The organism is Candidatus Planktophila sp., assembly GCF_040402315.1.
GTDB lineage: Bacteria > Actinomycetota > Actinomycetes > Nanopelagicales > Nanopelagicaceae > Planktophila.
Map to the genome: position 1 here is coordinate 1 of NZ_JBBAMU010000038.1, position 6331 is coordinate 6331.

Annotated in this window: 8 protein-coding genes; 7 read left to right on the forward strand and 1 reads right to left on the reverse strand. The window is 49.6% G+C overall.

Features of this window, described 5'->3' with window-relative positions; translation table 11 throughout:
* From AC9UEP_RS05465 to AC9UEP_RS05480, 4 genes are all read left to right on the forward strand, one after another.
* The coding region (locus tag AC9UEP_RS05465) for an isocitrate/isopropylmalate family dehydrogenase (RefSeq protein WP_509544848.1) at positions 1 to 330 on the forward strand (330 nt) is incomplete at its 5' end.
* The gene (locus AC9UEP_RS05470) at positions 331 to 1413 is read left to right on the forward strand and encodes a branched-chain amino acid aminotransferase (RefSeq protein WP_509544851.1); all 1083 of its coding nucleotides are present in this window, start codon (positions 331 to 333) and stop codon (positions 1411 to 1413) included. It begins immediately after the preceding gene.
* The gene (gene cimA, locus AC9UEP_RS05475) at positions 1410 to 2999 is read left to right on the forward strand and encodes a citramalate synthase (protein WP_509544854.1); all 1590 of its coding nucleotides are present in this window, start codon (positions 1410 to 1412) and stop codon (positions 2997 to 2999) included. Before AC9UEP_RS05470 ends, cimA begins: the two co-directional genes overlap by 4 nt.
* A 31-nt stretch (positions 3000 to 3030) precedes the next feature.
* Positions 3031 to 3282 (forward strand): helix-turn-helix domain-containing protein, encoded by a 252-nt coding sequence (locus AC9UEP_RS05480; RefSeq protein ID WP_509544857.1) that lies wholly within the window; start codon positions 3031 to 3033, stop codon positions 3280 to 3282.
* On the opposite strand, the gene AC9UEP_RS05485 is transcribed toward AC9UEP_RS05480, so the two are convergent.
* Positions 3283 to 3522, reverse strand: a complete 240-nt coding sequence (locus AC9UEP_RS05485) for a hypothetical protein (protein ID WP_509544859.1) — start codon at positions 3520 to 3522, stop codon at positions 3283 to 3285.
* A gap of 81 nt (positions 3523 to 3603) precedes the next feature.
* Between AC9UEP_RS05485 and AC9UEP_RS05490 the strand changes: the two genes are divergently transcribed.
* From AC9UEP_RS05490 to tsf, 3 genes are all read left to right on the forward strand, one after another.
* Complete coding sequence (locus tag AC9UEP_RS05490; RefSeq protein ID WP_509544862.1) at positions 3604 to 4515, forward strand: tyrosine recombinase XerC; 912 nt, start codon at positions 3604 to 3606, stop codon at positions 4513 to 4515.
* Between the two features lie 258 nt (positions 4516 to 4773).
* On the forward strand, positions 4774 to 5568 hold the full coding sequence (rpsB, locus tag AC9UEP_RS05495; protein WP_509544864.1) for a 30S ribosomal protein S2: 795 nt from the start codon (positions 4774 to 4776) through the stop codon (positions 5566 to 5568).
* Positions 5569 to 5573: 5 nt separating this feature from the next.
* On the forward strand, positions 5574 to 6331 hold a 758-nt coding region (tsf, locus tag AC9UEP_RS05500), incomplete at its 3' end, for a translation elongation factor Ts (protein WP_509544867.1).

Below are 6331 nucleotides of genomic sequence, written 5' to 3' on the forward strand. Positions count from 1 at the left end.
ACAGATAATCTCTTCGGAGATATCTTGACCGATATCGCAGCTGCAATCTGTGGCGGTATTGGCCTTGCTGCCTCTGGCAATATCAACCCAACGGGTCAATTTCCATCAATGTTTGAACCTGTGCACGGCTCCGCACCTGATATTGCAGGTAAGAATATCGCTGACCCAACAGCGACAGTGATGTCTATTTCCATGATGCTCGATCACTTAAAACTCCATGATGCCGCGCGCGATGTTGAAAAGGCTGTTGCTTCCGATCTAGCATCACGCGGTACTACAAAGCGCAGCACCACTGAAGTGGGTTCAGCGTTAGCAGCATTGGTGAAGTAAATGAAGATCACTCTTAATCCACATGCTGTTCCTGCTCCAGAGCGCGAAGAAAAAGTCGCCAACTGTGGTTTTGGAAAGTACTACACCGACCATATGGTCGTATGTGAGTGGACTGAAAGTGGGGGATGGCAAGAACCGGAGCTCAAGGCTTATGGCCCAATAACTCTTGATCCAGCAACAGCAGTTTTTCACTATGGACAGGAAATCTTTGAAGGCATGAAGGCTTATCGCCAACCTGATGGCGGCATCGCACTCTTTCGCCCGGAAGCAAATGCTCGACGCTTTGCTAAATCGGCAAATCGCCTGGCACTACCTGAAATGCCAGAAGAGTTATTTTTAGAGACAATTCAAGCTCTTGTGAAACAAGATGCTGGTTGGGTTCCAGGAAAAATCGGAGAAGCCCTTTATATTCGCCCATTTATGATTGCAACAGAAGTTGGACTCGGTGTGCGGCCAACGAATAAGGCGACCTATCTTCTTATCGCCACGCCAGCAGGAGCATATTTTGATCCTTCGAAAGCAGTCTCTGTCTGGATCTCTACTGAATATGTTCGCGCAGCTCAAGGCGGAACCGGTGAAGCTAAGTGTGGTGGAAACTACGCAGCCTCACTGATTGCTCAGAAAGCTGCTGCAAAAGAAGGCTGCGATCAAGTTGTCTGGATTGATGCCAAAGAACGTAAATGGGTAGAAGAGATGGGCGGCATGAACCTCTACTTTGTTAAAGGTAAAGGCGCCGCTGCAACTGTGATTACTCCAAAATTAACCGGAACTTTGTTGCCTGGAATTACTCGTGACTCAATTCTTTCAGTAGCCAAAGACCTTGGTTATAAGACAGATGAAGTCATGCTCTCTATCGATGACTGGCGTAAAGGTGTGACTTCTGGTGAGATCACCGAAATCTTTGCTTGCGGCACAGCCGCTGTTGTTTCACCTGTCGGACAGGCAAAATCTGCGATGGGCACCTGGGTAACAGGTGATGGTGAACCCGGCACAATCACTATGCAAATCCGCAACCATTTATTGGCAATCCAACATGGCACTATTGAAGATAAGCACGGTTGGATGCAAAAGGTTGCACTGTGAGCATCAGCGATGCCTTTCATATATATGACACCACCCTGCGAGATGGTGCACAGCAAGAAGGCTTAAACCTTTCAGTTCACGACAAACTCACTATCGCCCGCCACCTGGATGATCTCGGTGTTGGTTTCATTGAAGGCGGCTGGCCGGGGGCCAACCCAAAAGATACTGAATTCTTTGCTCTCGCCAAGAAAGAGCTAAAACTTAAGAACGCAACCTTTGTGGCATTCGGTGCAACTCGTCGCCCAAATGTGAAGGCAGCAGATGACGTGCTTCTGGGCGCACTTCGTGACTCAGGGGCGCCTGCCGTAACACTGGTGGCAAAGTCATATGACCGACATGTGGAGCTTGCACTGAAGACAACGCTGGCTGAAAACTTAGAAATGATTCGCGATTCGGTAACGCACTTGCGCCAGGAAGGTCAGCGAGTATTTCTTGATGCCGAGCACTTCTTTGATGGCTATCGCGCCAATCGTGCTTACGCACTAGAAGTTGTTCGCGTTGCAGCTGAAGCGGGCGCCGATGTGATTGCACTGTGTGATACCAACGGTGGAATGTTGCCTGATGAAATCGCGGATGTGGTGCACGATATTCTCGGCGCCTCCGCTGCTCGACTTGGTATCCATTGCCACAATGACACCGGGTGCGCAGTTGCCAATTCAATGGCAGCAGTTGCCGCAGGTGCAACGCATGTACAGGGAACACTCAATGGTTATGGTGAGCGCACGGGTAACGCTGACCTGGTCACAATCATTGCCAACTTTGAGCTGAAGAAGAAGAAAGAAGTTCTGCCCCAGAACGCACTTCGTGAGGCATTTCGTATCTCCCATGCAGTTGCTGAAGTAACCAATATTTCGCCATCACCACGCCAGCCATACACCGGTGTCTCTGCCTTTGCACATAAGGCCGGGCTCCACGCCTCTGCTATTAAAGTTGATCCGGCGCTGTATCAACACGAAGATCCAGAATCTGTTGGAAATGATATGCGCATGTTGGTTTCAGATATGGCAGGACGTGCTTCAGTGGAACTTAAGTCCATGGAACTTGGAGTAGATCTCAATGGCGATCGCGAACTCATCGGTCGCGTTGTTGAACGCGTTAAAGAGATGGAAGCTCGGGGCTTCACCTTTGAAGCCGCCGATGCCTCATTTGAACTTTTGTTACGGGAAGAAGCAACAGGTAAGCGCCCATCATTTTTTACCATTGATCACTGGCTCACCACAACTGAACGTGGTGCAAAAAATGTAATTGTTACTAAGGCAGAGGTAACAGTTACCGCCCAAGGCAAAGAGATCACATGTTCTGGTGTTGGTAATGGTCCGGTGAATGCATTTGATACTGCACTTCGCGCCGGACTCAATCAGCTCTACCCAGAACTTTCCGCACTTGAACTCACTGACTATAAAGTGCGAATCCTGGAAGGACGCTTGGGCACGGGGGCAGTCACTCGGGTACTGATTGAAACTTCAGATGGAAAGGGTGAGTGGAATACCGTGGGTGTGCACGAAAACGTGATTGCCGCCTCCGCCATGGCCCTAGAAGATGCCCTCACCTTTGGCCTGCTACGACAGGGTCGCAAGTCGGAGTAGAAATTTCGGCTTCCTCCTGTACTTTTTACCCATGACCAGGATGCTCAGTCGGAGATATACCAATACCGAGTCATCCGATTGGCTTGCCGAAAGACTTATCAAATTAGATATTCGCAGTTACGAAGAATTTGCCAATCTGGTGGGGCTAGATCGCGGAACTATTTCGCGTTACTTTCGACATGATCGCCGGCCATCTATCGATGTGATTGCGCCACTGTGTGAAGTTTTAGAAGTTTCGCCTGAAACTTTATTGATTGTCTTGGGCGCGCTAGATAAGCGTTAGTTACGAACGGCTTTTAATAAAGAAGTCGTAAGTGCCTGCTATCGGTATAAATACCCGCTTTGATAAATCATCAGCCCATAAGGTGTAGAAAATTAGGTACTCGTCATCGGTGAGTAAATCTCCAATAAATGCCTTGATATCTTCATAGGAGAGCTCGGTATTGATCAGGAGTTCGACTGATCCGTCAGCGCTGCGAGAAATCGATGGAACAGAGACAGACTCAGAAACCCGGATTCGCACCATCACACGGTAGTCCAAATGTTGCTTATGCGCATCGGTTTATGACAGGGATATGGTGAACACTGGATATATTCTTCTTCTATGTCACACTTCGAGAAAATCTTGGCGCAATACACCGCCCATCTCGAAAAAGAGCGCACTCTTTCAGCTCACACTATTCGTGCATATCTAGGGGATCTCACTAGTTTCACCCAAAGCCTTGCTAGCCAAGGCGTGGAAGATATTTCTGCGGTAACGATTGCAAACATTCGTTCATGGCTGGCAACCCAACAAGTAACTGGCGGTGCGCGCACAACTCTCTCACGTAGAGCGGTCTCAATCCGCCTCTTTACCAAGTGGGCCGCTAAGAAGGGCTACCTAACGAAAGATGTAGGGGCAACCCTTGCGACACCGAGAGGTCACCGCACGCTGCCGGAAGTGCTGACAGTCAGTGGCGCAAGCACTGCCATGGATTCACTTGCTACTCGCGTGGCCGAGGAAGGGAGCCCGCTGTCGAAGCGTGATTGCGCCATCGTCGAAGTTCTCTATGCATCTGGGGCCCGGGTATCAGAACTTTGTGGATTAGATCTTGAAGATATCGATTATCAGCGCAACACCATACGAGTGATCGGTAAAGGCGATAAGCAGCGCATGATCCCGCTGGGTAATCCAGCAATGAAGGCGTTAGCTGATTGGTTAAAAAATGGCAGAGAAGAAATTGCAAGAAGTGGCTCAGCCCAGGCGGTCTTCTTAGGTGCTCGTGGTGCGCGCATTGACCAGCGCACAGTTCGCACCGTTGTCTATGATGCACTCTCTGCACTAGAGGGAGTAGAGCGAATGGGACCACACGCACTTCGCCACTCAGCTGCAACACATCTACTTGAAGGTGGGGCTGACCTTCGCACCGTGCAAGAGATATTGGGCCATGCATCCCTTGCCACTACCCAGATCTATACCCATGTATCAACCGAAAGATTGCAGAAAGCCTTTAAGCAGGCTCATCCTCGCGCTTAGGCGGTGAATGAGGCGTGGGAATTGGGCGTGGATTTTGCACCCCTTGGCGGCAGGTAAGATTTGCCCCGCACCAGTTGCGAAACTGGTGACATCTCAGCATCTATGTATGAACTGACTTTTCAGGGAATACAAGCCACTTCGGTCCTAGTCGAAAGACATGGTCGGCGTTGTAGGTGCGACGGTCTTAGCAAATAGTTAAGACATTAACCGAGCAGGTTCTTGTGCTGTGCACAAAAACCTAAGAAGGAGCGTGCCGTCATGGCAGTTGTAACAATGCGCGAACTCCTCGACAGCGGAGTCCACTTCGGACACCAGACTCGTCGTTGGAATCCAAAGATGAAGCGTTTTATTTTCACTGAACGCAATGGCATCTACATCATCGACATCCAGCAATCACTTGCACTTATCGACTCAGCTTATGCATTCGTTAAGGACACTGTTGCTAAGGGTGGCCACGTCCTATTCGTAGGAACAAAGAAGCAGGCGCACAAGCCAATCATCGATCAAGCAGCTCGCGTTGGAATGCCAACCGTTACAGAGCGCTGGTTAGGTGGAATGCTGACAAACTTCCCAACTGTCTATAAGCGTATTCAGCGCCTGAAAGAACTAGAAGCACTTGAGACCGCAAATGACCTCTTGCTCACAAAGAAAGAACTTCTTGTTCTTCGCCGTGAGCGCGAAAAACTATTTAAGAACCTCGACGGTATTCGTCACATGACCAAGTTGCCATCAGCAATCTGGGTTGTCGATACTAAGAAGGAGCACCTGGCAGTAGCTGAAGCTAAGAAGCTCGGTATTCCAGTTATTGCAATCCTTGATACCAACTGTGATCCAGATGAAGTTGATTTCAAGATACCAGGTAACGATGATGCGATTCGCTCCATCGAGTTACTTACTCGCGTGATCACTGATGCAATTGTTGAGGGCCTTAAGGCTCGCACCGCAGCTGCGCCAGCTCCGGTTGCAACTGCAGAGGCTGCCGCAGCAGAAGCTCTTGAAACAGAGATCCTGCAAGCAGCAGCACCAGCAACCGATGCACCAGTGGAGGCATAAGTAAATTGGCTAACTATTCAGCAAATGATGTAAAGCGCCTTCGCGAAGCAACTGCAGCAGGAATGCTCGATTGCAAGAAGGCACTTGATGAAGCAGATGGTGACTATGACAAGGCTGTTGAAATCATTCGGGTTAAGGGACAAAAGGGCGTTACCAAGCGCGAAGGTCGTTTAACCTCAAATGGTTTGGTCGTGGCAAAGGTTTTAGGTGACGTTGGCGTCATGCTAGAGCTGAACTGCGAGACAGACTTCGTGGCAAAGGGCGAGCGTTTTATCGCACTTGGCGATGAAATGATCGAGCACCTGCTTTCTGCTAAGTCAGCAGATGTGGCAACATTCCTGGCATCAACCATGGCTAACGGCAAGAGCGTTCAGTCTGTGATTGATGAAGGAAATGCGACACTGGGTGAGAAGATTGAGATTCGCAACGTTGCCGTAATTCAAGGTCCAGTTGGGCTTTATCTACACAAGACCAGTCCAGATTTGCCACCACAGGTTGGCGTTCTGGTCTCACTTGCAAAGGAAGCAGCCGAAGTAGGTAAAGATGTGGCACAGCACATCGCAGCATTTGCACCGCGTTTTGTTAATCGCGAAGATGTTCCAGCAGACCTCATTGAAACCGAGCGTCGACTAGCTGAGGAGAGCGCTCGCGCAGAAGGTAAGCCAGAGGCTTCACTTTCAAAGATTATCGAAGGCCGCGTAACCGGTTTTGTGAAGGAAGTTTCACTCATCGAGCAGGCTTTTGCTAAGGATGCCAAGAAGAC

Coding starts and splice junctions, on each gene's coding strand:
- AC9UEP_RS05490 (WP_509544862.1), top strand. CDS start 3,604: ATGTCACACTTCGAGAAAATCTTGGCGCAATACACCGCCCATCTCGAA.
- AC9UEP_RS05480 (WP_509544857.1), top strand. CDS start 3,031: ATGACCAGGATGCTCAGTCGGAGATATACCAATACCGAGTCATCCGAT.
- AC9UEP_RS05470 (WP_509544851.1), top strand. CDS start 331: ATGAAGATCACTCTTAATCCACATGCTGTTCCTGCTCCAGAGCGCGAA.
- rpsB (WP_509544864.1), top strand. CDS start 4,774: ATGGCAGTTGTAACAATGCGCGAACTCCTCGACAGCGGAGTCCACTTC.